Genomic DNA, 23,085 nt, shown 5'->3' with positions numbered 1-23,085 from the left:
AAATTTGGACACTCTCTCCCCCATCATGCTCGGATTTCTGGGTAGTCTTGCCGCAGGTTCAATGACCGCCATTGGCGCAATACCCGTGCTTTTTGGTCGCGTACCGTCTCGCGCTACCCGAGACCTCTCACTTGGTTTCGCAGCAGGCGTGATGCTGGCGGCATCGTTCTTTTCCTTGATTATACCGGCACTTGATGCTGCTGAACTACGGTATGTGAACGAGGCCGCACCGGCAGCTATTGTGTGTATTGCGATCCTCCTCGGGATGGGTGCCGTGGCACTCATGAACGAGAAACTCCCTCATGAGCATTTCAGCACAGGTCGCGAAGGGCCGGAGGCAGCATCCCTTCGACGGGTGTGGTTGTTCATTATCGCCATCACGATCCACAATTTTCCCGAAGGGCTCGCTGTTGGCGTCGGCTTTGGCGCGGACGGTGTGTCAGGTGGTATGCCGCTTGCGATCGGGATCGGACTGCAGAACGCGCCCGAAGGTCTGGCCGTCGCGGTGTCACTGCTCGGCGAAGGGTATTCGAAAGTCCGGGCTTGGGGGATCGCCGCATTAACTGGCATGGTTGAACCCATTGGGGGACTTTTGGGTGCGGGGATCATCACGATCTCCGAACCGCTTCTTCCTTGGGGTTTGGCGTTTGCCGCAGGTGCGATGCTCTACGTTATCAGTCACGAGATCATTCCTGAAACCCACCGAAGCGGTCATCAGAACAAGGCAACACTTGGCCTTGCGATCGGCTTGGTCATCATGCTGTTTTTGGACGTCTGGCTCGGATAAAAAACGATGAAGATATTCATCCTTCCCGGCCTGACTACCGTGTTGATCGCTCTTTTCGTGGATCAAGTCACTAAGTTCTTTGTCATGGACAACGCATCCTCGTTTGCCACCGGCATTCAAATCTTACCCATATTCGACCTTGTGTATGTTCAAAATGATGGGGTTAGCTTCGGGATGTTCGGGGGCATGCCTTGGTGGGGACTGTCGGCATTGGCGCTTTTGATATGTGCCGTTCTCGGTGTGCTGCTTTTTCGCAGCGACAATCGTATCGAAGCTGTTGCACTTGGTGCGATCATTGGCGGCGCACTCGGAAACGTCGTAGATCGCTTCCGATTTCAAGCCGTTACTGACTTTCTGAGCTTCCACATCGCGGGCCTGTATTGGCCGGCCTTCAACTTGGCCGATGTTTTTGTCGTATGTGGCGTTGGCGTACTTTTGTTGTATCCGGTGTGGGACGCACGTCGTCAGGCATAAATGTCGATGGGCGTGCCATCGCGCACCATTGCATAAATCTCTTCAATCTGCCGATCACTGACCGCAATACATCCGGCGGTCCAGTCCTGCTTATTCGTTGGATCGATCCCCCGCCTCGGGCCACCGTGGATAAAGATATCACCCCCTGGAGACTGGCCCTGAGCTGCCGCAAAAGCGCGGTCGGCCGCATTCGGGTACGAAATGCCAATTGAGAGATGAAACAGGCTCTCGGGATTTCGGCGGTCGATGGTATAGGTTCCTTCGGGCGTGCGTCCGTCGCCCTCGAATTGCTTGTGTCCTTCCGGGGCAAAACCAAGCCCGACCGGGTAAGAGCGCAGCACGCCCTGCGCTCCATCGAGAACGAGCAGTCGTTGAGATTTGTAGAGGCGCAGGCGTGTCACGTCAGGGCCAGTGTACGAACTGAATTTGTTGGCGCATCCGGCCAAGAATGTCGCGACCGCACCAGATAGGAACAGCCGTCTCGGTAATTTTGTTATCATTACTGCCCAATGCCTCTTCTTCGGAGGTTCGTTTTGCCTATCTGATACAGCGTTGCCTTCCGCCAATCAATGGCCGTGAGCCAGCGCGCCCTTTGCCAATTCTTCGCCAACTTGCTCTCCGCCGCGCGGTCCTTGATCGTTGTCGCGCGCTCGTAACAACCGCAAGGCATTCGCGACAACGAGGAGCGAAACCCCGACGTCTGCCGCGATCGCGCCCCACATGGACGCCATGCCAAAGGCGGTCGCGACTACGAAGACTGCCTTGGTTGCTAAAGACAGGCCGATGTTCTGTTTGATGATCGACATGGTCCGGCGCGAATGCCCGATCAGCCATGGAACTTTGCCGATATCATCGGTCATGAGCGCGATGTCCGCCGTTTCAATCGCAGCGTCCGACCCAACTGCGCCCATTGCGATGCCGTAATGCGCACGCGCCATTGCCGGTGCGTCATTCACTCCGTCCCCGATCATTGCGACGGTGCTATATTGTGCGACCAGCTCCTCGATCGCTGTGACCTTGTCCTCGGGCAAGAGTTCTGCACGCACCTCGTCGATGCCGACCTCGGCAGCCACTGCACTTGCGGTGGCCGCGTTGTCACCCGTTAGCATGATGATCTTTTTAACGCCTTGAGCGTGCAAGCGCGCGACAATGCCCTTGGCATCTGGCCGGATCCGGTCACGCAGTTCGAGAACGCCGCTGACGCCTTTCGCGTCACCGATCGCCACAAGCGTGCTTCCAGCGCCTTCGATCTGATTGCGTAGATCAGCCGGGATATCCCCGCCAAGGCCCTTTTCCTCGGCAAACCGATCGGAGCCGAGCCATATGGACTGACCATCCATTTGACCCTCAAGGCCGCGTCCTGGAACGGTTCGGGTATCCTCGGCGGCGACAATTTTTATTCCGTCTCGCTCTGCACGGCCAAGGATCGCCCGTGCCAGAGGATGTGACGAGCGCGCTTCGAGGGCAACGGCCCGTGCCATAAGTTCGGCTTCGCTTGTGTCACCAAGCGGATAAATGGCCGCAACCTCGGGCTCACCCATGGTGATCGTACCGGTCTTGTCCATGGCCAGTGCTGTCGTGCGACCCGGGGCTTCGACATAGGCTCCGCCCTTGATCAGCACACCGTTGCGCGCCGAGGCGGCGAGGGCCGCGACAATAGAAACTGGAGTCGAGATCACCAAAGCACAAGGGCAGGCGATGACCAAAAGAACCAGTGCGTTGTAGAACCAAAAGCCCCAATCGCCGCCCGCGACAAGTGGGGGGATTACAGCAATGAGAATGGCAAGCACCATCACAACTGGCGTGTAAATGCGGGCGAACTTTGTCACCCATTGTTCGACCTCCGCGCGACGCGAATGCGCATCGCCAACCATGCGAATGATCTTGGACAGAACCGTGTCAGACGCGGCCTTCGATGCCCGTACAGTCAACGTGCCCTCACCATTTATGGTGCCCGCGTAGACATCGTCGCCTGCCTCCTTTGGCACCAAGGCGCTTTCACCTGTAATGGGGGCCTGGTCGACGGCTCCCGCCCCGTCGACAACTTCTCCGTCGAGAGGAATGCGGTCACCACCGCGCACGATGAACTTGGTTCCAATAGCAACGGCCGCTGCAGGCATATCAGCCTCAGACCCATCATCGTAAATAATCCGCGCCGTAGGAGGCGCGAGGTCGAGAAGTGCCGAGACAGCATTGCGTGCGCGCCCGACGCTCCAGCTTTCAAGATACAGTGAAAGTGAGAAGAAAAACGCAACAGTCGCGGCCTCAAAGAACTCTCCAAGTGCGATTGCACCGGCAACGGCAACCACCATCAACAGGTTCATATCAGGAGAGATCCGACGCGCAGACGACCATGCTTTAGGTGCGACCAGCCACACACCTAATAGAATAGCGCCAGCGAACAAGGCGATTTCCGCAATTGGCATCGCGGCTTCACCATGGCCGGAAAAAATGCCGATGGCCCCGCCGATGCCAGTTTCAACAAGGTGGTAAATGAACCCCGCCGCCCAAAAGCCTCCGCTCAGCATCGTGAACAGCTTTTGTTTCTTCAGATGTGCAGCCTGATCAGCGCTGGCGTCCTCGACATCCCACGGTTTGGCCGTCATGCCTGTTGATGCGACCGCCTTGATGATGTTGTCCGAGGACACTGACGTGCCACCTTCAAGAACGGTCATTCTGGCGTTAATGACGTCAAAGGCCAGAAATTCCGCCCCTCCGACCTCTGGACCGACGACTTTGTTGAGGATCGAGACCTCTTCCGCGCAGTCCAAACCGCTGACGTGAAAACTTCGCCCGTCGGAGGCGCTGACTTGCGTTGGCGCGATAGCATCACCGCCGCAGCAACTTGTACCTGTTTCTGAAGAAGAAGCAGCGGCATGATCGTGATCATGATGAGCAGCAACGTGTGGCATGAATTATCCCTAGATTCGCGACTATTTTGGCAAGGATACGAGCTACAGCAACTAGAGCTTCAAGAAGAAAAACGACAGCCCGTCCGATATTCGTTTAAACTACGAAAACCTGCCTCAATTAGTCACCTTCGAACAACGCGCCGGAGCAAGTTTTGGGGCCGACGGCGGGAACGATTGAACATCGTATGGCTTTCATCATATCAGCGAAGCAACACTGTTTGAGTAAAGGGAGCCAAAAGATGATCAAGCGAAATGCAGCCGTATTCACACTTATACCGCTCGTGAGCGCTTGCGCGGTCACTATCGGCGAGCCCGACGACGCAAGCCCGACACCTTCCATTCCTGAAGAGGTGATTGCTATTGCGGGACCCAACCAAGATCTCATGTCAGCTTTCTTGCGTCCTAAGGACAGTTGCTATTGGTACATGCACAATGGCCCGGTTGAAAGGACACCTCTGCCGCTTCGGACTGCTGATAACCGTCCCATCTGCATTCAACAGCCCGCTGAAACGTAACAATGAAAACGGCCCTGAATTCATCAGAGCCGTTTTCATTCTTTTGCAGTGATCGATGATGCTTTGGCTGTCAGCTAGTGGTGAGCACGCTATCCGAAGCGGAGTAAAGATATACAGTCGAACCCATTTCGACATTTGGATAAAGCGCATTGATATGCGCCATCACCATCCGAACACAGCCTGAACTCGCGCGGCCTCCAATCGATCTGGGGTGAGGCGTGCCATGAATACGCAGATAGGTATCACGCTGTCCGACGTAGAGGTAAATCGCACGAGAGCCGAGGGCATTTGTCGGACCAGGCTCCATGCCGTCAGCCCACTGGGCGTTCACAGGGTCACGCTCAATCATTGATTGGGTCGGTGTCCAATGCGGCCACTCGACCAGACGGCGCACCGTATAGGTGCCCGGTTCATAAAGATTGCCGCGCGCAATCGCGACCCCGTACCGCATCGCCGTGCCACCTTCTTCGATGTGGTAGAGATATCTTGCGACAGCATCGACATGGATATCACCAGGCACCAACCCATCCCGCGCCTCGACCCGTTGCGGCAGGAATCGCGGTGCAAGACCCCATGGGTTGGATGTCTCAAGAACGAAGTTTTCTGGAGTAACTTGTGCGTCCCAAGCCGCTTTTTGTGACCCCGTCGGCCATGTGTTGGCGAAAGCGGGCGACGAAAGTGGTGCCGAGAATAGGGCCGTCGTGGTCGCGATAAAATGGCGTCTTGTCAACATTCTGATTTCTTCTCCGTCTTGATCGTCAATTTGCGGACCAAGTGCCGCGTATTCCGAAAGACACTTACAACCTACACCAACTAGAGGTTCAAAGAAAACCTTCGCTTCACACAAATTTGTGTTTTGCATACCAACGACAAGTGGTCATGCGATAGATAGCAGTAAAAAATGGCCGCTTTCGGGAAAACCCGGCGGTGGCGTGAGCTTCCCCTTAAATCGGGGCTGAAAAAGGTCGAACGATAGCGTTATGCGGATTCAGGTCATTTGTGCGGCGTGCAGCATCGGGGACTCTGGGCTCCAAGCGGACATGCGGCAGCGCAACGAATTATTCGAATTCGAAGAAGTTTCAATGTCGGCTGCAGGTGGTTCAGCATGAAAGGCTCCTACCTACCGAGTTTCATTCTTTCCGACGGTTTAAAATTTTTTTTCCCGAATATGGAAACAAGCCCGCGCTTTGGTGCGCGGGCGACAAATTCCAATCGACTGCACCGGGGTTCAACGGGCCGTTAGCCCGCTCACCCCGATCCAGGCATCTTTCTTATTGTTTGGTCCGCCCAACATCCCTGACCGTGGCGGTCAACCTTAGTCCATCCCCAAAATCAGCCACCAATTTCCCCTGTCTCGCAGGCGAGCCATTCCTCGCGGGTCAAATTGTCGTCTGATTTTGGCGCAGACATTTTCTTCGCAAATGTGGCCGATTGACAGCCCCGTTCAGGGCCGTGGGTCGGGCTTTGCCCTCTCCCACTCTGTTCCGCCGAATACATGCGTATTCGGTCAGATCAGGTGGCCGAGGCGCAGCCCATCGGCGGAAGGGGGCACGAGGCCTCACCCGCGTCACTTTGATTGAGGAGGCCACAAATGGCACCGAAGTTTGATGTTTATGCCCATGTCACCGACACCATTATTGCCGAGATCGAGGCAGGCACGCCGCCATGGCGCAAGCCGTGGACCGGAAGCGCGTCCGGCGTTGCCTTGCCGACGCGGCACAACGGCGAGGAGTATCGCGGGATTAACATCCTGATGCTCTGGGTCATGGCAGCGAAGCATGGCTATGTCTCGAGCCGCTGGATGACCTACAAACAGGCGCAGGAACTGGGCGGTCAGGTCCGCAAAGGTGAATCGTCGTCGACCGTGGTCAAATACGGGACGTTCACCCGAGAGAACGAGCTGGGGATTGAGGAAGAGCTGCCCTATGCGCGCGCCTATCGCGTTTTCAATGCGGATCAGATCGAGGGATTGCCGGAGGATTACTACATCCGGCCCGAGGAGCCCCGCGACCTTGGGACGGCGGAAGATCCAGAGCTTGAGGGGTTTTTCGGCCGGACAGGGGCGGAGATCCTCACCAGTGATGACCCGCGCGCCTATTACAGCCCCGCCAAAGATCACATCCACATGCCGCCGATTGCCACGTTTCACAATGCGGTAGGCTATTATGGGACTTTGGCCCATGAGGTGATCCACTGGACTGGCAGCGAAAGGCGGCTGGAGCGGATCAAGAAATTTGCGAACCGTGAAGCCTATGCCTTTGAAGAGCTCGTGGCAGAAATCGGTGCTTGTTTTCTTGGTGCTCAGATTGGCGTCGCGCCGGAATTCGACCAAAGCGCCGCCTACGTTGAAGGTTGGTTGAAAGCGCTCAAAGAGGACAAACGGGCGATTTTTCGTGCGGCATCTGAAGCGCAGAAAGCCGCAGACTTTGCTTTGCAAGCAGCAGGTCAAAGCAAGGAGGTGGCAGCATGACTCCCGACTATCACAGCGATGATTTTGCGACGGCGCGCCTGGAAGATGCCGTCAGCTTGCGAAGCGCCGCCCGTGAGGCCCGCGCCACGCTCTACGCGGTGTTGAACCGGCTAGAGCTGAACGATCTGGACGGTGAGGAGCAGCCCTATATCGATGACTGTCTTGGGGCTCTCGCAATCCTTGAGGAGGCGTTGCGATGACCGTGGAAGAGATCAAAACGGCAGTGGACGCGGGCGACCGCGTTCACTGGGTCAATAGCGGGTATGTGGTGACGCGTGATGGCCTCGGGCAGTACCTCATCACCTTCATGCGGAACGGGTCAGCTATTGGTTTGACCAGTCGGGATGGCACCCGCCTGAACGGCAAGCCTGACGAATTTTTCGTCGGGGAAAGTGCAGAGGTTCGCCATGAAGTATTCTGACATCAGGCAGGCGGCCCGAGAGGGCCGCGCCAGCGTGCATCTTCATGGGTTCTGTAATCTGCCCGATGGCGGGCAGGAGTATTGTGATGATCCAGCACTGATCGATGGCTGGGCGATCTATGTTCGCGTCGAGACCCCGGACGACGCGCAACAGCCTTTTGATCTGCACGAGCTGCCCGACCATCAAACCTATTCCAGCGCCGAAGGCGCGGCCCGCGCAATAGCGCTGCAAATGCTTGGCGATGCTGAGGCGTGGGACCACGACTAGTGGTGCCATGCCTTTCGCATGGGGCCGGGCTTTGCCCGGCGATCGCAGCCTTTGGCCGCTCCAAACGGAATACAGGCAGTTGATGCAATAATATAATATTGATTCAATTATGGCGAAATGCCATAACAGGGCTGCCTGTATGATGCTGGCAAGAAATAGGGGTGATTACTTCACATGGGTCGACCGCGCGCACCACGGCACAAGCGACTGACGCAGAACCAGCGTTTTGCCATTGTGCGCAAGCGTGCCGAGGGTGTTCCGATCGAGGATCTGGCCCGCGAATTCGGCGTCACGACCCGCAGCATCTTCTACACGTTGAAGGCCGATCAAAGCCGAAAGCTCGACGCGCGCGTGCGCTCCGAGTTGGTGAATGTCCGGCTTACGCCAAAGGAGCTTGCGAGCTTCGATGCGGTGCTGACGCGGCATGATATCGCGAGCCGCGCCGAGGGGCTGCGGTGGCTGATCCATGCCTCAAACGATCTCTTCGTGCCTGACGATGAACTGGCCAACCAGATGCAGGGGCTCTCGGCCTCGCTCAATCGCACTGGCAACAATATCAACCAGATTGCGCAGCGCCTGAACGAGGCAAAGCGCCAAGGCAAGACGCCGCCCTACGGCAATTCCGCCCATGCTCAGGTCCGCGCTCTGGCCGGGCTGATCTTCGATATCGCTGACCAAGTCCAAGACATGGCGCAGCGCCGCCGCAGCGCGCTGTCCGGCGAGGTGGCCCGCGTTCTGGGAGACTTTACCGATGGCCCGGAATAGCGCCGTTGCCGCCGCGCAGGAGGCCTTCTTCGATCGTGACTGGAGCCGCATTCGCGGCAGCGTCCCGCGCGCCCGTGCCAAGCAAATGGCGCGCGCCGCCATCGGGCACTCACCCGCGATCTTCAAAGCCATTCGCGATGGCGGCACACACAACAAAACGCAGCTGCGCAACCAGCTGGAATACCTGACCACCAAGTCGAGCTTTATCATCGACAGCCGTGGCACCTATGACGGCCAAAGCGTTTTGTCAGCCAAAGAGATCGAGCAGGTCACACGCCGGTTTTCCGCGCAATGGAATGAGGGGTTCCACCCGAAGCTGGGACATACCTCGCACCTTTTGATGGCTTTCCCGATTGGCACGCGTGGCGAGGATGTTTCCGAAATCACGCGCGAGATGTGCGAGCGTTTTTTTCAGGGCGACGGCAGCCACTTTGACTACATCGCTGCCGTGCACGAGGACCGGGACCACCCGCATGCCCACATCGTTCTGAACCGGCGCAGCAAGGACGGTGAATTCTTCTTTCTGAAAGAAGGGCACCACTTCAACTACGACAGTTTTCGTGAGGCGATGGTGGAGGTGTCGGACCGCTATGGGCTGCGGCTAGAGGCGACCCGGAAGCTCGAACGTGGGATCACGACGAAGCGGCCGAGCGATGTAGAGCAGCGTCGTGCGGAATCCACCGGCCAAAAGCTGACCGAGCGTGAGCGCGTGGGGCCAGAGCTTGACCGTGCCTTGGCTGAGGTGGCGCGGAACGCGCGGCTCTATCGCGGCCTGGCTGCCGAAGCCTCGCGCGAGAACCAGCATGACATTGCAGCAGCCTTGGACAAAGCCGCGACGCTTTTGGCGCAGGGCAAACCGATTGAAGCAGATGGAAAGGTATATGGCATGGCCGAAGAACAGCATTCATTTGATGAGGTCGTGGATGCCTTTCACGACAAGATCAACCAAGCCGAACGCATTGTCGCTGACGCCCCGGTGGAGCGGCGTGCGGCGCTGGAGCATGAGCTGAACGACATCTATCGCTCTCTGTCACATCTCAGCCCAATGGGAACGCAGTCCCATACCTTGCTTGAGGATGCGTCCAAGAGTGGGATCTATTCGGCCGCGAACATTCAGGCCGACGCCCAAGGTGCCTTGCAGGAGCCAGCGCTCGCCGAACGTCTTGAGCAGGCTTTGAAAGGTACTGGGATTAACGCACAAGAGGTGACGCGCCGCGTCGAAATCGGCGCGGGCAATGCCGCGCTGGAGCGGCAATGGCTTGGACAGGATCTGAAGGCGATTGCCGACAAGGAAGGCTTTGACTTGGCGCGCGCCGATGAGCTTGAGAAAACGATCGACCGTCTTGACCAGGTGCACAGTGATCTGGGCCGTATGTTGGCCGATGTTGAAGTTCTCAAGGACAGTGGAGCGGTGGAGGCCGACCGGGAGGAAGCCGTGGTCGACAGGTTGCCGCCGACCACCGCTGACATCCTGAGCCGTATGAGGGAAGACCCAACCGCAGATCCATTCCGAAACGATCTGGAGCGCGAGACCTTGCGAGCTGAGATGGAGGAACTGGTCGGTGAAGAGGGTACCCGGGACTTAGCGATTGGCGATGAGACCGCGCTGGAGGAACATATCGAAGACCGCCTGGACCGACTCTATGCGGCCAAGGCCTATCTGCAGAGCGATGCCTCTCTGGCGAACAGTGTGGCGATGGAGCATGTCCTCGATGAAATCGCCAATGAAGAAATTAATGTTCAACGCGAGCGGCATGTCGATGCCGACGGCGAGAAGGGTGTGACGCATGGGTAAGGCGCGGATCGCACTCGGCGTCATGAGCTTTGCTCTTCTGGGCGCGGCATTGGGCTATGTCCTGGCGTCGGCCTTTCTGACTGTTCGCTGGTTCGGGGTCGGGGCGGATATCGATTTCCTGATGCTGGCGCGTAGCTATGGGGTTCTTCGAACAAACCATCCCGACAATATGCAGATCGTTCACTTGATCGTGGGGATCAGCACTTGCGCCGGTGTTTTGCTTAGCGCTGTGTTGATGAACGACGCGCTGACGAAGTTCGGTGAAACCCACTGGCAGCACATGTCCGAGATGAAACGGAACGGCTTCTTCGGCAAGCCCGGCCACGGCTTCGTTCTTGGTAAAATGGGTAAGCCCAAGAGCCGCAAACCCTTTGTCATGTCCAAGGTCTTCCCCCATGCCCTGATCGTCGCCCCGACCGGACGCGGCAAGACGACGGGCTTCGTTATCCCAAACCTTCTGACCTATCAGGGCAGCGCGGTGGTTCTGGACGTGAAAGGCGAAAACTTCGAGGCAACGGCACGCCACAGGGCTGCGCAGGGTGACAAGGTGTTCCGGTTTGCGCCCACTGATTGGAAGGACGGCCGCTCGCACCGCTACAATCCTTTGCTGCGGATCTCGGCGCTGGAAAACGTCGACCGCCAACAGATGGAGCTGCAACTTCTAGCCTCGCTGTTTCTGCAAGCAGATAACGACCGCGTCCAAGGGCTCCTCGATGGCGGTATCGATCTGTTCGTGGCGGCAGGGCTTTTAGCGTTCGAGCGAAAGCGGCCGACCCTGGGCGAGATCTATCGCATCACCGCATCAGGCGGGGATAAGCAGAAGGAATATCGCCGCCGTGCAGACGAGGTGGTCAATCCAGCCGCCAAGCTGATTTTCATGCGCATGGCCTCGACCAACAACGATACGCTGACGTCTTATCTGTCGCTCTTGATGACATCTGGTCTCAAGCAGTGGTCGAACCCGGCGATCGACCGCGCAACTGCAACGTCAGACTTCGATTTCCGCGACATCCGCAAGACGCCGTTTTCTGTCTATCTCGTGGTCGAGCCGCTGATGGTGAAACCGCTCGCGCCGTTGATCCGCTTGTTCTTCTCGGACTTGCTGGCATCGCTGCAGGACCATGAACCCAGCAAGGACGAACCTTGGCCGGTGATGATCATGCTCGATGAGTTCAACCGCCTGGGCAAAATGCCAATCGTTCTCGATAGCATCGAAACCCTTAGGTCCTACCGCGCCAACCTCGCGATCGTCACTCAGACGATCCCAGCTTTGGATGAGATCTACGGCGAAAATGCCCGGCGTGCCTTGCAGGGCAACGCGGGCATCAAGCTCTATCTGACTCCCTCAGATGAGAAGACCATCGAAGAACTGAGCAAAGCGGTAGGGAAAACCACCAAGCGCGTTGTGACCCGCTCGCGCTCAGTCGGTCGCAACCCCTTCGCCGGTCGCAGTATGTCTGAACGAACCGAAGAGACCGCGTTGCTGCCCGAAGATGAAGCGCGGCGCATGGATCTTGATGACATCGTTCTGGTGGTCGACGCGCAAATGCCTGTGCGAGCCAAGCGGATCAAATACTATGAAGACCGGTTCTTTCAGCGGATCTTCGACAAGCAGAGCGGAGAGCTGCCATATCCCTCGGCCGGTGACCAGATGCGCGGCCTGCAAGGGCAGATAAAGGCGCTGGAGGCTAAGATTGGAGCGCTTGAGATGCCGAAAACGGTTTCAGATAAGGGACCCGAAGTTGAAGGGAAACGGCGCGAAGAGATCGATAATTTGACCAACGAAGAGCGGGGGGTGGTGTCCGGCGAAAAGCCTAATTTGAACGATTATCAAGCAGGAGCTGAACGGGTGGAGAGATTTATGGAGGAAGCAGCTCGGGGATGAACGGGCGGTAGCCAGACCTTCGCTGCGCAAAGCCCCAAGGTCAGCGATGCGCTGAAAGTCGACCTCATCCTCGCGCTGTAAATGTCAACGGGGCCACCGCTAAGGCTCCTCCTCTACTGACAGTTCCCTGCAATCCGGATACGCTCGTAGGTTGAAAGCCTGAATCACAGAAGGAGTGAGGTATTGAGAGCATGTCGTATCAAAGTCAGCGATTTTCGAGGCGTCAAGGACGCGACGATTATGCTTCCCTACCACGCTGTTCTTATTGGCGATAATAATACTGGCAAGACTACATTACTTGAGTCGCTCGACCTGGCGCTGGGTCCAGACAGACTGAACCGTACACCGCCAATTGATGAACATGACTTTTATGAGGGTCGATACCTCGCCAAGGCAACTTCTGACACATCAACCGAGGGTGAGGATGTCTCACCTGAGGGTAGTGACGCTGAGACGGTTGAAGGTGAGCCCGAGAATGTGACGGAAGATGCAGCACCGCGCATTGAGATCGAAGTGACGGTGACCGACCTCTCGGAAGAGCAGAAGGCTCGCTTCGGCGACTTTCTAGAATTCTGGGACTCGACCACCGATGCCTTCTACGACCAGCCCGACCCAGCTGGCGTGGACCCAGCCCATGTCGCGGAGGCGCTTCGTGTCACTTTCCATGGTTGGTACGACTCCGAAGAGGATGACTTTGAGGGACGAACATACTATTCCAGAAGCCTTTCCGAAGGCGGTTCTCCCGTCCCGTTCAGCAAGAAAGACAAGCAAATATGCGGCTTTTTGTATCTGCGCTCGCTTAGAACTGGTTCACGAGCATTGAGCTTGGAGCGGGGAAGCCTTCTCGATATCATTCTTCGGCTAAAGGAAGTGCGCCCGCAGATGTGGGAAGATACCTTGGGAACACTCGCTGAGTATTCTGTTGCCGCCGACCCGGCTCTCGGGGTTTCAGGTGTTCTTGAGAGCATAAACAAAGCCCTGAAGAAATACGTCCCCAAGGAGTGGGGTGTCGAACCACATCTGAAGGTATCAAATCTGACCCGTGACCACCTCCGAAAGGTGATCACGGCGTTTATTGCCACCGGAGAAGGCAAACATGCTGCGCCTTATTTCAGACAGGGAACCGGCACCATCAACATGCTCGTTCTGGCCATGCTGTCCCAGATCGCCGCCGATAAGCAGAACGTCATCTTTGCGATGGAGGAACCGGAAACCGCCATACCGCCCTATGCGCAAAAAAGGATTGTGCACGAAATCCGCAAACTGGCCTCACAAGCCATCTTTACTTCTCATTCGCCCTACGTGCTTGAGGAATTTGCGACGGAGGAAACTGTAGTTCTCGGTCGTGACACGGATGGGGCTCTCTCTCGAAAACCAATTGTGCTCCCAGATAACGTCAAACTGAAGCGTTACCGGCAGGAATTCCGCGCCCGCTTTTGCGAGGGGTTGCTGGCACGCCGGGTCCTGATCGCCGAAGGCCCGACAGAAGCGTCCGCCTTTCCAGTGGCGTGCCGGAGGCTCGCAGAGATCAATCCTGGCAAATATAGCTCCCTTGAAGCCTTGGGCATTTGCGTCGTCGATGCCGATGGAGAGAAAAACATCCCAGGCATGGCAAATCTGTATAAGGAACTCGGAAAACGCACTTTCGCCCTATGCGACCAACAGGACGTCGCGAACCAGGCCCTGATCGAGGCGGAAGTTGATATCCTGCTCATGCATGCCGAAAAGGGCTTCGAGGATCTTGTGCTGAAAGGCACGAATGAAGATGCGCTCAAGCGCTTCGCCGCTCTTCTCGATTGGCCGAGTCACTTCACCACCAAGTATCCGGACCCATCCGCCGACGTTTTCAATGCCATTGCCGACTATTTCTCATGGTCGAAGGGGAATTGGGGCATCGCCGACTTCTTCGCCCAATGCGCAGAGGATGAAATTCCGGAGTGGGTGCGAAACGCCTGTTCTCAACTGAAAACGGCCTGCGACCCAGCCCCGCCTTTGGATGATGCGGCTGAACCCGTCGGCGAGATCGATGCTGATCCGGGGGCGTCTTCGGATGGAGCTGACTGAGAAGCAAATCAAGGTCTTGGATACTGAAGGCCACCTTCTTGTTACCGGAGGGCCTGGGTCCGGCAAGACAACCATTTCCATATTCAAGGCCGCTCAGGTTGCCGAGACCATCCTCCGGCCAGAGCAAAAGGTGCTGTTTCTGAGCTTTGCCAGAGCGACCGTATCTCGGGTCGTGGAAGCTATCGAATTTGAGCAAGAAATCCCCAAGGAAATCAAACGCCGGATAGACGTTGAGACCTACCATTCCTTCTTTTGGCGCATCCTCAAGGCGCACGGTTACCTTGCAAGTCTTCCGAGGGGCCTCACGATTCTTACGCCTTCAGCCGAAGCGATTGCTCTTTCCGACATTCGCAATAGTCACGGAGCCGACAACAAACTGAGCGACCCTCAGAAACAAGCAAAGCGAGCGGCGGAAACGGCTGAAAAATACCGTCTGGCCACTCACGGGGGCCGCGTGTGCTTCGACCTCTTCGCGCCGTATGTCGGCGATCTGCTGCATGGAAGCCAGACACTGAGGCGGCTTATGTCCACCAAGTACCCCGTTATCATCCTTGATGAATTTCAGGATACGAACCCAGAGCAATGGCGTGTGGTTCAAGCGCTCGGAGCCTTCTGTCGCCTCATTGCGCTTGCCGACCCAGAGCAACGCATTTTCGATTTCATCGGGGCCGATCCGGAACGACTGAATCATTACCGGGGCACATTTGCTCCTACCGAGATCGACTTCAGTACCGACAACCATCGAAGTGGCGGTACGGACATCGCTACATTCGCAAACGACATTCTGAAGGGCACCCTTAGCAAGAGCTCCTACACCGGTATCGATTGTGAGCTTTTTGACCCATTCCCAGACCCGGCCATGACCAAGCTGATAACGACCATCTATGCGGCACGAGGACGACTTGTTGCGTCCGGCAAATCTGATTGGTCCTTGGCTGTGCTGGTGCCGACGAAGAAATTGACCCGTGTCGTGTCTGACAAGTTTCGGGAACCACCGGCCGGAATGCAGCCCATTGCCCATGCTGCTGTCGTTGAACTTGAAGCGGCTATTCTCGGATCAGAGATTATTGCTCATTTGATGCAGCCTGACTTGGGCGACGCTCATTTTTCCGAATTCATTGATCTGGTCTGCAACTACTTTCAGGGGAAGGGCGGTGATCGGCCGACAAGCGGCGCTCTCAAAGAGGCGGCAGCTGTCCGCAGTGCTTACGACAAGTGGCGTGCTGCACTTGCCGCTGGAAAGAAACCGCATGCGAACAGCATGATACATGCTCTTGCGTCGGTCTACGAGCAGGCTCGCGCAATCGCGTTGACGGGAGACCCTGATAAGGATTGGCGAACCGTTAGAGCCACGATGGAAGCAGGGGCGTGTTCCCGGCTGAAAGAAATCGGCTTGGAGGTTCGCAATATTCGTCTCTTGGAGCGTGGTGGCCAATTACGTCAAGATCTCACACAGGACTGGCGGGATAACGGCTCCTATGCAAACGCGCACACTATCGTGCAGCAGGCTTTCGTCCAGGAGCATTTTGCCACGGGAAGTAAGCCTGAGACTGGTGTGATTGTAATGAACATGCACAAGGCCAAGGGAAAGCAATTCGACGAAGTAGTTATCTTCGAGGGCTGGCCGCGCAGGAATAAGGGAAAGATCGTCGCAAATGTTGATCGTATTGTACGCAACAATGACAGTGAAGAAATCAATGACGGATCACGCCAGAACTTCAGGGTAAGCGTCACCAGAGGGCGACAGCGTACAACGATTTTGACACCAAAAGGTGACCCGTGTGTACTGCTGCTTCCTGAAAACTAGGAGGAAACCCAATACTCATACGCCCTCGGGCCTAGCAACCGTATCAAGGGTCCAAATCCTGCGCTTTTTGCGGGGCATTCAGGCGTGAGTGGCGGTAGGGATCATGTCCGTTGTTAGTTGATAGCAGTAATCCAGCGCTATCCGCATAATGGGTAGCCCTAGGCCGATTTCACGCCAGTCTTTTCGCCCGTTCAGCAACTCTCTGAACCATCGAAACGGTTGCACCGCTCGCCTGCCGTATTCCAGCCCCTGCAATCTCAGCATTCGACCTCGCCCCAAACCGCGCCCGTGCCCGCGAGCCTTTGGTGCCGATCAAGCCCTTGGCGAACCCGCCGGGACCCGGAATGCTCGGCGGTCCGGCCATCATGAAGTTGCCCGAGATTGAGCGGACGATCAGCGGGGTGGCGATGATCATGCCACCTGCGAGGAACATCATCATGAAAAAGGGCACCAGCGCCCCGATGTTGCTTGCGCCGGAGGGATCTCCGAGTTCGGTCATCAGCGAGCGCGACATCCCGACGACGGTGGAAAACACGCCTGCGATCACGAGGGGGTAGAGCGCGTAGGATACTGTGCTGGACAGCCAGCGGTGGAAATAGTCCTTGCTGACATCAAAAAGCGAAAGCGCGATCATGATGGGGGCGATGCCGATCATGAAGGCCAGCATGATCTTGGCGAAGATCAGGACTAAGCCGCAGAGCGCGCCGATCACGCCGAGGAGGAAAGCGCCGATCGCGCCGATCAGGGCTCCGGCCATCCAATGCATGTTGTAACCGGCCGCGTTCAGATAGTCACCAAATTCTTCGATAAGATCGTCGAAGGCCTCTGCAAAATAGGATGCACCTGCACCGCCGCCGCCAAGCCCCGCCACCATGCCGCCTGCGAGTTGGTCGAGCCCATCGATCAGCGCGCTGGCTACCGCATTGAATTGGACCCAGTTCATCGCAAAGAGGGAGATCAGAATGAGCTTGAGGGCGAACCAGAAGGCGGTCCGCCCATCCATGGATTTGTATTGAAACACCATGTTGAGGAAGACGCCGATCACGGCGAGCGTGGAGGCGACCGCAATGACGCCGCCAAGCTGTCCGGCGACGTTGCCAAAGGTGGTTTGGGCTGCGTCTTCCAGAAAATTGTCGGTGGTCTCTACCATCCAGGTGACGACGCCCATCGGATCTTCCTCGGTCTGCTTTAGGCGCTCGCGCCGGTGCGTCGTTTCATGAAGGCCTTCAGGATATGCTCGCCGTCAAAATCCGGCACGACCGAGACCAGCTCCCAGCCGTCTTGGCCAAGAGCCGTCAGCTGCGCTTCGATCTTCGGTGGCTTTGTCTTGGCGGTGTTGATCTGTTCAATCTTGTATTCAAACATGAGCTGTTTCCTTTGAATGGGCCGGATCAATCGGCAGGTAGAATTCGGTGATGCCACGTGTGCCTTCATAGCGACCGGCCTGGATGATCACATCGATCGAGCGGGTGATGTAGTCGTTCATGTCCTGGTAGGTCATGGGCACGTCAGTTTTCAGGGCGGCGATGGCGAGGCGCTGCACGGCCAGCTGAGGGGTTTCAGCATGCAGCGTGGTGAGTGAGCCACCATGGCCCGTGTTTATGGCCTCAAGGAAGGTCATGGCCTCCTTGCCGCGCACTTCGCCTAAAACAATCCGGTCCGGCCGCATTCGCAGGGTGGAGGTCAGCAGGACATCAGCGCTGCGTGTGGCTTCGTCGCGATCAGACATCAGCGTGACGACATTGGGCTGCGTCGGACGCAGTTCAGCGGCCTCTTCGATCGTGACGATACGCTCGTCGGCGGGCACGAAGGAGAGGATTTTACGTGCCGTGACGGTCTTGCCGGTCGAGGTGCCACCAGAGACGATCATGTTGAGCTTGTGCGTGACGCAGAACTTGATCGCCGCATCGATGTCGCCGGTGGCCACGACATCGCGCAGCTCGGCGTTGCGCTTGCGTCTTGCACCTTCATTGTTGCGTTCTTTGCCGAAGAGATAAGACAGTTTGATCTGGTCCAATGGTAGGTCCGCAAAGAACCGCAAAGAAATCGCATAGCCACCATCGACAGCGGGGGGCTGAATGACTTGCGCGCGGATTGGGCGGTCACGGTAGGTGATGCTGACCGACACGATGGGCTTGGCCCGGCTGAGCGTGGTGTTTGCGGCCGAAGCAATCTGATTGCCCAGGTCTTTGATTTCGTTGGGCGAGAGCGGTCGATTGACGGACCGCATAAAGTGATCCCCCTGAAACTCCGCCCACAGCGTGCCGTCGGGGTTGATGCAAAGCTCGATCAGCTTTGGATCACGCGCTTCGGGGATCTTGTCCATCGAGCTTTGCAGATAGCTGGCCGCCATGATCAGAAAATCTCCAGATCGCGGTCGACCATCACGGTGACGCGGGCACCTTGATCGACATAGATCACGGGTGAGATGGAGAGGTGTTCGCCAATTACGCTTTGCGCGCTGTCCTGAAGGTCTTCGCCAATGCCCTCGAGTACATCCGAGGTGATCTCATCTTCGGTGTTCTGGGCTGCCACAGCGGGCAAGGCTCCGATCAGCGATATCAGGGCGGCAGAACCGAACCGCGTGCCAAAGCGGCTGTCGACGAAACCGGTCGTTCCTGAGCGGCCCAGTTCATCGCCTCCGAAGGCGCTGATTTCAACGGTCTGGTTGTTGGGGAGAATGATCCGATCCCAGGCGATGGTCACACGTTTCTGTGCTATGTCGAGGCCAGATTGATATCGCCCGATCAGACGCGCGCCGCGTGGGATAAGGATCCGTGAGCCGTCATAGGCGTGGACATCTTCAGACACCATCGCGCGGACCTGACCAGCGAGCGAGCTGTCGATCGCTGTCTCGAGCACAGCTTGGATCATCGTGCCCTGAACGACCGTGTTTGACGGGTTCACGATCAACTGGGCCTGTGTCACCTCAGCAGGTTCAGCGCCATTGCGGACAAAGTCTGTTTCGCCATCCAGCCTTCGCTGCTGCGCGGCGGTTTCACCGCCGCCTCCTGTCCCGCCAAAGGCGATGATGGGGCTGGCGATACGGGCCTGCAGCTCCTCAAGCTCAGCTTGCCGCCGCCGCTCGAGCTCCTGAAGACGCAGCTCCTCAGCCGTGGGGCCTGTTGGTGCGGGCGTGCGCGGGGTTTCTAGGTGTGCAAGTTCCAGATCGTTCTGCAGTCGCTGGATTTGACGGGCGCGTTCTTCCAACTCTTCGCGCAAAGCAGCTTGTGTTGCTGCTGCCTCGCTGCGCAGGGCATCGATTTCTGCACCCAAAGTATCCAGCGCCTCCGTGTCGACGGCAGGGGCCTCAGGTGCTGGCGCGTTGCGCAGTGCTTCAAGCTCGCGCCGCATGGCGTCCATTTGCGCGCGCAGCTCTTCTGTTTCGCTGTTTGGTTCCGGCTCCGGCGGCGGGGTTGTGTCAATCGGTGCAGGCGTGGGCTCGAGCGCACCAAAGCCCGGTCCCGCCGCTTGGAATTCGTCCGGTGAGGCGGTTTCCAGGCTTTCGGGTTCAGAGCCGCCAGAGAACAACAACATGAGACTACCAAGGGCTGCGATTGCCACAATGCCCAAGGCAATAGTGACAACAGACGGGCGCGCCTTCGCGGTTTGTGGTTTTCCTTCAAGCGCTTCGAGGCGCTTCTTAAGCTCAGCTGTTTCACTCATCGCGATCTGCCTCGCTCATCTCTTGGACGCAGATCTCGTCCTCGCCGAGCCGGAGAACCCATCGATCGCTGACACCTGAGACGCGGATCACGCCATCTGGCCGGGCGAGCGCATTCACGCTGCGTTCATTGCCGTTTGACCAGCGAAAGATCGCAGGCAGCGGCGCGTTCGCGGCAAAGCGGAAATAGGTGAAGGTGCCGTCATCCCAGATTTCGCGCGGGGTGATCTCGGATCGCGCGCTGACGCCATAAGCATGGTTTGCAGGTTGGCTTGCGGCTACTCGGGATTGCCGAGGGGTTGCATCCGGATAGGTGAAGCGGATGACATAGAAAGTCGGCGAACCCGCCTCTGTCACGTTGAAATAGTAACTGCGCCGGTTGGTATAGACGGTGATGTTGGTATGCGCGCCGCGCGAGACTGGCTTGATCGCAAAGGCCTGGCCTCCGGGCACGCCGTCCAAAAGGAACCCTTCGGTGTCGCCTGCAATGATTGAGCGGATGGTTTCGCCTTGGCCAAATTCAATGCTGGTCACATGGGTCAGGCTGGTGCGGATTCGATAGACCTGTCCATCCTGATAGGTGGCTAACCTGACGCGGGCATCATAGGGGCCTTGTCGCGGCTGGGTTTCCGCATTGGCGGTGCCAGCAAGCGGTACAAGGAAAGCGAGGAGCAGTAACAAGCGGCGCATGGGTTACTCCAGACGATCCGAGCGGATCGCGTATTCTGTGACGGTGAAGCCGAAAGGGTTCTGCCAGACATCGTCGATCGAGCGGCTATTCTCGGGCCGAAATTCAAACATCAGCGTTGCGGTGAAGAGCCCGTTTTGACTGCCTCGCGGTGAAGTGAGCCGCTTGCGCAAGCGCACCTGGGCACGATTGGCGCTGATGTGGGTAATCGACAAAACCTCGACTTCCAGGCGGGCATCCGTGCCATAGCTGTCCGGCGGATAGGCCTCATGTCCGCTGGTCCAAAGCGCGCGCAGAGCTGCGGCGGCCGCTCCGTCCGACTGGTCCAGGACCCGCCGCACGCGCACGTCATTGTCGAGCTGATTGTATGTCTCTCGATCAATGACATAGCGGTAGACCTGTGCTTCGATGATAGCGGGGCGTTCCGTGAGTGAGACCGCTTCAACCATGGCATTGGGGAGGGCCATGCCGGTTTCGCTATCAAAGGGCACGATCATGGGCGGCGGGTCCACGTCGAACAGGGCAACGAGGGCAGCGGCGAGGCAACCTGCCATGCCAAATGCCATGCCTGTCAGCCCCAGTTTCTGCCACATGAGCTCGCGTCGTCTTGCGCCGTAGACGAGCTCTTCTTCGATGATTTCTGCCTCGCTGTTCATGGGGTCAGTCCGCGCGCAAGTCTGGCAGGGTGAAGTCCATGTAGCGGCGTTCTTCGGCCAGCGTGGCGGCATCCACCACGCCGGATTGGCCCGCGCCAACGGTCTGGATGGCTTCAAGCTCCCACATGCGCGTCATGGCAATGGCCAATTCTGCCGTGACGCGGGTGTTGTGATCGACGGCTTCCTTGAGCGTTTCCATGTCCGGGATCAGCGAGACCAGCTGTTCGACCCGTTCAAGGGATTGCGCGGCCTCTTCATAGCTGTTTTCAGCGGCCGCCGACATCACAGCCCCAGTGCCTGCCTGGCTGGCAATGCGCTCCGCCCCAGGATTGCCGCTGTTGGCCATGTCGGAAAGGCTGTCTTGGTCAAAGCCCGCATCTTCCAAAGCCTGCGTCATGCGTCCTTCCATCTGAGGGGCTGCATTGCCGATTAGGCCGCTGAAATCGCCGCTTTGGATTTGCCGAATGGTGCCAAGGAGGTCGCCGAATTCCTGATCGAGAAGCCCGTCGAGATCACCACCCATGGCCATCTCGATGATGTCTGTCGCGCCGGTCAGCGCGGCGTAGGTCTCATTGAGCGTGTCGAGTTGCTGCTGCACCAAGTCGAGCTGCTCGAGTAGCGTGTCGAGCTGGTCGGTCTGGATTCCGAAATCCTCCAGCATCTGCTGCAGCTGGCGAATTTCCTGGGCGATATTGCGCGTGTCGACCGTGGGAACGCCTTGGGCAGATACGGGTGAGGCAACCAACAGCGCGCAAGTGGAAATGGCAGAAAGAAAGCGGATCATCGGAGTACCTCCAGATCGAATTGCATGAAGTCTTGTTCGCGAGCCTGTGCGGCCGCCATGGCCAGTTCTGCCGCGCCAAGCGGACGGGTATGGGCGGCCTTGAGGCGCGTGCGAATTGCGATCAGGCGGGCGAGCTCGGCCCGCGCGTAGGTGTTGAGCGACATGGCCGCGTGAATGTCGTCGGTTTCGCCGATACGGGTGATGATGTCCTGCACGCGCAGTGCGGCCGCTTGCACCGAGACCATGGAATAGTCGCCGTAGATCCCCGCGCCGAAAGAGGTCAGGCTCATCGTGGAGTTGGCAAGCAAGACGGGATCAATGGTGCCAAGGGCGTCAACGCCGCCGACGCGTGCAAGGTAGAGATTGTAGCGCTCGGGGATCACCTGAACGTAGTGCTGGGTCTCTGCAAAGGGTGGCACGCCACCGTAGCGCTGCACATTGCCGGGACCGGCATTGTAGGCGGCGAGCCCGTGAATGATGTTGCCGTCAAACATGGCCAGCATCTGCGCCAGATAGCGCGCGCCGCCTGTGACCTGGATGTAGGGATTTTCATAATAGGCCGGGTAGATCCCGAGATCTTGTGCTGTGCCGGGCATGATCTGGGTAAGGCCAAACGCACCAACCGGTGAACGCGCGCCGATGGTGAAGCGGCTTTCTTGCCAGATCAGCGCCTGCAACAGGCAGCGCCACTGTTTGGGCGACAGGCCCGCTGCGCGCACGCCAGACATGCGGTACGTTTCTTGGGTAGCGCGAATGATCAGCTCTTCAATCGATCCTGAGGCATCGCCGAACATCTGGCCCGCGCCGGGGTTTGGGTCGGTTGAACCGTAAAGCGTCTCTGCAGCGCTTTCAGGCGATGAACCCGCTTCCAGGCTTGCGACCAGTGCGCCTGAGTTCCCGCTGGCCAACGTCGTGGCATCGAGGATGTCTTCCAGTGCCTTGAGTTGTTCTTGCTCGAGCTCTTCAAGCTCTTCCTCTTTGGTCAAACGATCCCGCTGCAGTGCCAGATCTTGTTCGCCCTGCTGCAACACGCGCTCGCGCTGAAAGAACATGCCTGCATCAAAGGTGGGCACACCTTGGGCAAAGGCCATTGGCGCGTTGAGCCACACCAAACCCGCAAGGATATGCAG

22 protein-coding genes are annotated in these 23,085 nt (G+C 57.7%); 11 read left to right on the top strand and 11 right to left on the bottom strand.

What is annotated here, in order from left to right; genetic code table 11:
* Nucleotides 1-4 precede the first annotated feature (4 nt).
* Nucleotides 5-787 carry a ZIP family metal transporter gene (locus ACN0SC_RS02745; RefSeq protein ID WP_025054192.1) on the top strand — a complete coding sequence of 261 codons (783 nt, stop codon included), beginning with the start codon at nt 5-7 and terminating at the stop codon, nt 785-787.
* A 6-nt stretch (nt 788-793) separates the two neighbouring features.
* Nucleotides 794-1,261 carry a signal peptidase II gene (lspA, locus tag ACN0SC_RS02740; protein ID WP_044050421.1) on the top strand — a complete coding sequence of 156 codons (468 nt, stop codon included), beginning with the start codon at nt 794-796 and terminating at the stop codon, nt 1,259-1,261.
* On the opposite strand, the gene ACN0SC_RS02735 is transcribed toward lspA, so the two are convergent.
* The 3 genes from ACN0SC_RS02735 to ACN0SC_RS02725 form a co-directional block, all read right to left on the bottom strand.
* Nucleotides 1,252-1,761, bottom strand: a complete 510-nt coding sequence (locus tag ACN0SC_RS02735) for a L,D-transpeptidase family protein (RefSeq protein ID WP_044050420.1) — start codon at nt 1,759-1,761, stop codon at nt 1,252-1,254. The two genes, lspA and ACN0SC_RS02735, sit on opposite strands and share 10 nt — an antisense overlap.
* 66 nt (nt 1,762-1,827) lie before the next feature.
* Nucleotides 1,828-4,173, bottom strand: a complete 2,346-nt coding sequence (locus tag ACN0SC_RS02730; protein ID WP_417248123.1) for a heavy metal translocating P-type ATPase — start codon at nt 4,171-4,173, stop codon at nt 1,828-1,830.
* Nucleotides 4,174-4,758: 585 nt separating this feature from the next.
* The gene (locus ACN0SC_RS02725; RefSeq protein WP_417248122.1) at nt 4,759-5,421 is read right to left on the bottom strand and encodes a L,D-transpeptidase; all 663 of its coding nucleotides are present in this window, start codon (nt 5,419-5,421) and stop codon (nt 4,759-4,761) included.
* Nucleotides 5,422-6,279: 858 nt separating this feature from the next.
* Here ACN0SC_RS02725 and ACN0SC_RS02720 point away from each other — a divergent pair.
* The 9 genes from ACN0SC_RS02720 (at nt 6,280) to ACN0SC_RS02680 (ending at nt 16,163) form a co-directional block, all read left to right on the top strand.
* The gene (locus ACN0SC_RS02720) at nt 6,280-7,158 is read left to right on the top strand and encodes an ArdC family protein (RefSeq protein ID WP_417248121.1); all 879 of its coding nucleotides are present in this window, start codon (nt 6,280-6,282) and stop codon (nt 7,156-7,158) included.
* The gene (locus tag ACN0SC_RS02715; RefSeq protein ID WP_417248120.1) at nt 7,155-7,358 is read left to right on the top strand and encodes a hypothetical protein; all 204 of its coding nucleotides are present in this window, start codon (nt 7,155-7,157) and stop codon (nt 7,356-7,358) included. The genes ACN0SC_RS02720 and ACN0SC_RS02715 overlap by 4 nt, the downstream gene beginning before the upstream one ends.
* Nucleotides 7,355-7,579 (top strand): hypothetical protein, encoded by a 225-nt coding sequence (locus ACN0SC_RS02710; RefSeq protein ID WP_417248119.1) that lies wholly within the window; start codon nt 7,355-7,357, stop codon nt 7,577-7,579. Before ACN0SC_RS02715 ends, ACN0SC_RS02710 begins: the two co-directional genes overlap by 4 nt.
* Nucleotides 7,566-7,847, top strand: coding sequence for a hypothetical protein (locus ACN0SC_RS02705; RefSeq protein ID WP_417248118.1), 282 nt, complete (start codon nt 7,566-7,568; stop codon nt 7,845-7,847). The genes ACN0SC_RS02710 and ACN0SC_RS02705 overlap by 14 nt, the downstream gene beginning before the upstream one ends.
* Before the next feature lie 174 nt (nt 7,848-8,021).
* Nucleotides 8,022-8,612, top strand: coding sequence for a hypothetical protein (locus ACN0SC_RS02700; RefSeq protein WP_417248117.1), 591 nt, complete (start codon nt 8,022-8,024; stop codon nt 8,610-8,612).
* Nucleotides 8,599-10,407: a relaxase/mobilization nuclease domain-containing protein gene (locus ACN0SC_RS02695; RefSeq protein ID WP_417248116.1), complete on the top strand. Its 1,809-nt coding sequence runs from the start codon at nt 8,599-8,601 to the stop codon at nt 10,405-10,407. Before ACN0SC_RS02700 ends, ACN0SC_RS02695 begins: the two co-directional genes overlap by 14 nt.
* A complete protein-coding gene (locus ACN0SC_RS02690; RefSeq protein WP_417248115.1) occupies nt 10,400-12,292 on the top strand; it encodes a type IV secretory system conjugative DNA transfer family protein in 1,893 nt (630 codons plus the stop codon). Before ACN0SC_RS02695 ends, ACN0SC_RS02690 begins: the two co-directional genes overlap by 8 nt.
* Nucleotides 12,293-12,532: 240 nt before the next feature.
* Nucleotides 12,533-14,356, top strand: coding sequence for an ATP-dependent nuclease (locus tag ACN0SC_RS02685; RefSeq protein ID WP_417248114.1), 1,824 nt, complete (start codon nt 12,533-12,535; stop codon nt 14,354-14,356).
* Nucleotides 14,343-16,163 (top strand): UvrD-helicase domain-containing protein, encoded by a 1,821-nt coding sequence (locus ACN0SC_RS02680; protein WP_417248113.1) that lies wholly within the window; start codon nt 14,343-14,345, stop codon nt 16,161-16,163. Before ACN0SC_RS02685 ends, ACN0SC_RS02680 begins: the two co-directional genes overlap by 14 nt.
* 169 nt (nt 16,164-16,332) lie before the next feature.
* Here ACN0SC_RS02680 and ACN0SC_RS02675 read toward each other — a convergent pair whose 3' ends face one another.
* The 8 genes from ACN0SC_RS02675 to ACN0SC_RS02640 are packed head-to-tail and all read right to left on the bottom strand — an operon-like array spanning nt 16,333 to nt 23,046.
* Nucleotides 16,333-17,331, bottom strand: coding sequence for a type IV secretion system protein (locus ACN0SC_RS02675; RefSeq protein WP_417248112.1), 999 nt, complete (start codon nt 17,329-17,331; stop codon nt 16,333-16,335).
* A gap of 20 nt (nt 17,332-17,351) precedes the next feature.
* Entirely contained in the window at nt 17,352-17,528 is a 177-nt protein-coding gene (locus tag ACN0SC_RS02670) for a DUF4177 domain-containing protein (protein WP_165590010.1), read from the bottom strand.
* Nucleotides 17,521-18,516: an ATPase, T2SS/T4P/T4SS family gene (locus tag ACN0SC_RS02665; protein WP_417248111.1), complete on the bottom strand. Its 996-nt coding sequence runs from the start codon at nt 18,514-18,516 to the stop codon at nt 17,521-17,523. The genes ACN0SC_RS02670 and ACN0SC_RS02665 overlap by 8 nt, the downstream gene beginning before the upstream one ends.
* Before the next feature lie 2 nt (nt 18,517-18,518).
* On the bottom strand, nt 18,519-19,829 hold the full coding sequence (locus ACN0SC_RS02660) for a TrbI/VirB10 family protein (protein WP_417248110.1): 1,311 nt from the start codon (nt 19,827-19,829) through the stop codon (nt 18,519-18,521).
* Nucleotides 19,822-20,517 carry a TrbG/VirB9 family P-type conjugative transfer protein gene (locus ACN0SC_RS02655; RefSeq protein ID WP_417248109.1) on the bottom strand — a complete coding sequence of 232 codons (696 nt, stop codon included), beginning with the start codon at nt 20,515-20,517 and terminating at the stop codon, nt 19,822-19,824. The genes ACN0SC_RS02660 and ACN0SC_RS02655 overlap by 8 nt, the downstream gene beginning before the upstream one ends.
* 3 nt (nt 20,518-20,520) lie before the next feature.
* Nucleotides 20,521-21,171 carry a virB8 family protein gene (locus ACN0SC_RS02650; protein ID WP_417248108.1) on the bottom strand — a complete coding sequence of 217 codons (651 nt, stop codon included), beginning with the start codon at nt 21,169-21,171 and terminating at the stop codon, nt 20,521-20,523.
* A gap of 4 nt (nt 21,172-21,175) precedes the next feature.
* Nucleotides 21,176-21,955 carry a type IV secretion system protein gene (locus ACN0SC_RS02645; RefSeq protein WP_417248107.1) on the bottom strand — a complete coding sequence of 260 codons (780 nt, stop codon included), beginning with the start codon at nt 21,953-21,955 and terminating at the stop codon, nt 21,176-21,178.
* Complete coding sequence (locus tag ACN0SC_RS02640) at nt 21,952-23,046, bottom strand: lytic transglycosylase domain-containing protein (protein WP_417248545.1); 1,095 nt, start codon at nt 23,044-23,046, stop codon at nt 21,952-21,954. The genes ACN0SC_RS02645 and ACN0SC_RS02640 overlap by 4 nt, the downstream gene beginning before the upstream one ends.
* Nucleotides 23,047-23,085 lie beyond the last annotated feature (39 nt).

It is taken from the genome of Celeribacter sp. (assembly GCF_048261515.1).
Taxonomy (GTDB): domain Bacteria; phylum Pseudomonadota; class Alphaproteobacteria; order Rhodobacterales; family Rhodobacteraceae; genus Celeribacter.
The sequence above is the reverse complement of the archived record's forward strand: the minus strand, read 5'-3'. Positions and strand labels throughout refer to the sequence as shown.

Excerpts from the sequence above, each read along its gene's own strand:
- lspA (WP_044050421.1), top strand. The coding sequence starts at position 794 with ATGAAGATATTCATCCTTCCCGGCCTGACTACCGTGTTGATCGCTCTT.
- ACN0SC_RS02735 (WP_044050420.1), bottom strand. The coding sequence starts at position 1,761 with ATGATAACAAAATTACCGAGACGGCTGTTCCTATCTGGTGCGGTCGCG.
- ACN0SC_RS02730 (WP_417248123.1), bottom strand. The coding sequence starts at position 4,173 with ATGCCACACGTTGCTGCTCATCATGATCACGATCATGCCGCTGCTTCT.
- ACN0SC_RS02725 (WP_417248122.1), bottom strand. The coding sequence starts at position 5,421 with ATGTTGACAAGACGCCATTTTATCGCGACCACGACGGCCCTATTCTCG.
- ACN0SC_RS02720 (WP_417248121.1), top strand. The coding sequence starts at position 6,280 with ATGGCACCGAAGTTTGATGTTTATGCCCATGTCACCGACACCATTATT.
- ACN0SC_RS02715 (WP_417248120.1), top strand. The coding sequence starts at position 7,155 with ATGACTCCCGACTATCACAGCGATGATTTTGCGACGGCGCGCCTGGAA.
- ACN0SC_RS02710 (WP_417248119.1), top strand. The coding sequence starts at position 7,355 with ATGACCGTGGAAGAGATCAAAACGGCAGTGGACGCGGGCGACCGCGTT.
- ACN0SC_RS02705 (WP_417248118.1), top strand. The coding sequence starts at position 7,566 with ATGAAGTATTCTGACATCAGGCAGGCGGCCCGAGAGGGCCGCGCCAGC.
- ACN0SC_RS02700 (WP_417248117.1), top strand. The coding sequence starts at position 8,022 with ATGGGTCGACCGCGCGCACCACGGCACAAGCGACTGACGCAGAACCAG.
- ACN0SC_RS02695 (WP_417248116.1), top strand. The coding sequence starts at position 8,599 with ATGGCCCGGAATAGCGCCGTTGCCGCCGCGCAGGAGGCCTTCTTCGAT.
- ACN0SC_RS02690 (WP_417248115.1), top strand. The coding sequence starts at position 10,400 with ATGGGTAAGGCGCGGATCGCACTCGGCGTCATGAGCTTTGCTCTTCTG.
- ACN0SC_RS02685 (WP_417248114.1), top strand. The coding sequence starts at position 12,533 with ATGCTTCCCTACCACGCTGTTCTTATTGGCGATAATAATACTGGCAAG.
- ACN0SC_RS02680 (WP_417248113.1), top strand. The coding sequence starts at position 14,343 with ATGGAGCTGACTGAGAAGCAAATCAAGGTCTTGGATACTGAAGGCCAC.
- ACN0SC_RS02675 (WP_417248112.1), bottom strand. The coding sequence starts at position 17,331 with ATGGGCGTCGTCACCTGGATGGTAGAGACCACCGACAATTTTCTGGAA.
- ACN0SC_RS02670 (WP_165590010.1), bottom strand. The coding sequence starts at position 17,528 with ATGTTTGAATACAAGATTGAACAGATCAACACCGCCAAGACAAAGCCA.
- ACN0SC_RS02665 (WP_417248111.1), bottom strand. The coding sequence starts at position 18,516 with ATGGCGGCCAGCTATCTGCAAAGCTCGATGGACAAGATCCCCGAAGCG.
- ACN0SC_RS02660 (WP_417248110.1), bottom strand. The coding sequence starts at position 19,829 with ATGAGTGAAACAGCTGAGCTTAAGAAGCGCCTCGAAGCGCTTGAAGGA.
- ACN0SC_RS02655 (WP_417248109.1), bottom strand. The coding sequence starts at position 20,517 with ATGCGCCGCTTGTTACTGCTCCTCGCTTTCCTTGTACCGCTTGCTGGC.
- ACN0SC_RS02650 (WP_417248108.1), bottom strand. The coding sequence starts at position 21,171 with ATGAACAGCGAGGCAGAAATCATCGAAGAAGAGCTCGTCTACGGCGCA.
- ACN0SC_RS02645 (WP_417248107.1), bottom strand. The coding sequence starts at position 21,955 with ATGATCCGCTTTCTTTCTGCCATTTCCACTTGCGCGCTGTTGGTTGCC.
- ACN0SC_RS02640 (WP_417248545.1), bottom strand. The coding sequence starts at position 23,046 with ATGGCCTTTGCCCAAGGTGTGCCCACCTTTGATGCAGGCATGTTCTTT.